The organism is Ruoffia sp. FAM 26254 (genome assembly GCF_045528545.1).
Lineage (GTDB): Bacteria > Bacillota > Bacilli > Lactobacillales > Aerococcaceae > Ruoffia > Ruoffia halotolerans.
Map to the genome: position 1 here is coordinate 1 of NZ_JBGQQY010000103.1, position 1,340 is coordinate 1,340.

Here is a 1,340-nt window from a genome sequence, read left to right on the forward strand (position 1 = left end):
AGTCCAATTTCGAGTTCTTACTTTATCTTGTGATGCTTTATTTACCATGCTATAATTACCTCCGAATACATTCTTTCTATTTTTATACTGCCATAACCACATGGCAGTATTTTTTTATGCTTCTTTATGTTTCTGCTCAAAATCTTGCAAAGCCAAGGAAATTACTGCACTTTTTGATATTCCTAAATGCTTAGCCAATTGATCCAACTTGTCTGACATCTCATCTTTTAAAGTTACTTGCAATCTTTTACTCATCGTTTTACCACCCTTCAGCTCCTTTTGTGTACATAATACACAAAAAAACATCATAGTTCAATCAATTATACACAAAAAATGCCCGTGATCAATGAACAACACTGGGGGGTCGTAGTACCCCAGTGTTGAAAAACCAAAATCAATACCCACATTTACTTCGCTTTATTTCAATTTCCATTTTGAGCAGAAACTTTACTCATATGATTCGGATTGGTTGTTAAGTTGGAATTAATCCAACTTAAAACCTGCACCAATCGCCACAGAAGTGGCTATCATATTCGCCTTTCTTTCTCAAAATGTTTTCTCGACATAAATACTCAATAAATGTTTGGCAAACCCATCTTGTTGGGGAGCACCCCAAACCCCCGTTTTTTCTATCGAAAAAAGCTAGCCACTAAAGTGGCTAGCCTTAAATTCAATCTTTATCTTTTATCCTATGTCTTCTTGATTTTATAAATGTATTAATAGCAAAAGTGCCATTATCTGCTAACAAAGGAAACCAATCATCAAATCTATTCTCCATAGCGTAGATCCATAAATCTTCATATTCTCTTATATCATTTTCAACTATAAAACTAGTCATTTCTTTAAACATCTCATATCTACTTGCAGATGTTGGCTTTAACATCTCAGCGATATCTGCGCCACCATGAGCAACCATATCTTCACGATTATACTGATACTTCTCAGGATTATCCATATGTAACATATACCTAACAAGACCTTTAGCAGAGCCACACTTTTGTGGTACAGTAGCGTTTATCTTTTCAGTTAATTCAAGTATTTGATTATAGCTTTTAACACCGTCATACATAACAAGTATATGCTTGTGAGCTTTCTTTATTTCACCGTCTGGGTTTGTATCTTTATCGTGTAATGGCGATTCAACCCACTGTATATATTCGTTATCTAATACATCTCTCCAGTTTTGAAAAACACTTTCTGGATAAATTACAAAAGTCCAATTTCGAGTTCTTACTTTATCTTGTGATGCTTTATTTACCATGCTATAATTACCTCCGAATACATTCTTTCTATTTTTATACTGCCATAACCACATGGCAGTATTTTTTTATGCTTCTTTA

General features: G+C 34.0%; 2 protein-coding genes. Both read right to left on the reverse strand.

Translation table 11 applies throughout. From position 1 onward, the window contains the following. Positions 1-114 precede the first annotated feature (114 nt). Positions 115-255: a CopG family transcriptional regulator gene (locus tag ACEN3Z_RS11835; RefSeq protein WP_407090977.1), complete on the reverse strand. Its 141-nt coding sequence runs from the start codon at positions 253-255 to the stop codon at positions 115-117. A 415-nt stretch (positions 256-670) separates the two neighbouring features. Next, positions 671-1,261, reverse strand: a complete 591-nt coding sequence (locus tag ACEN3Z_RS11840; protein WP_002458750.1) for a replication protein — start codon at positions 1,259-1,261, stop codon at positions 671-673. Between the last annotated feature and the right edge of the window lie 79 nt (positions 1,262-1,340).

Coding starts and splice junctions, on each gene's coding strand:
- ACEN3Z_RS11835 (WP_407090977.1), bottom strand. CDS start 255: ATGAGTAAAAGATTGCAAGTAACTTTAAAAGATGAGATGTCAGACAAG.
- ACEN3Z_RS11840 (WP_002458750.1), bottom strand. CDS start 1,261: ATGGTAAATAAAGCATCACAAGATAAAGTAAGAACTCGAAATTGGACT.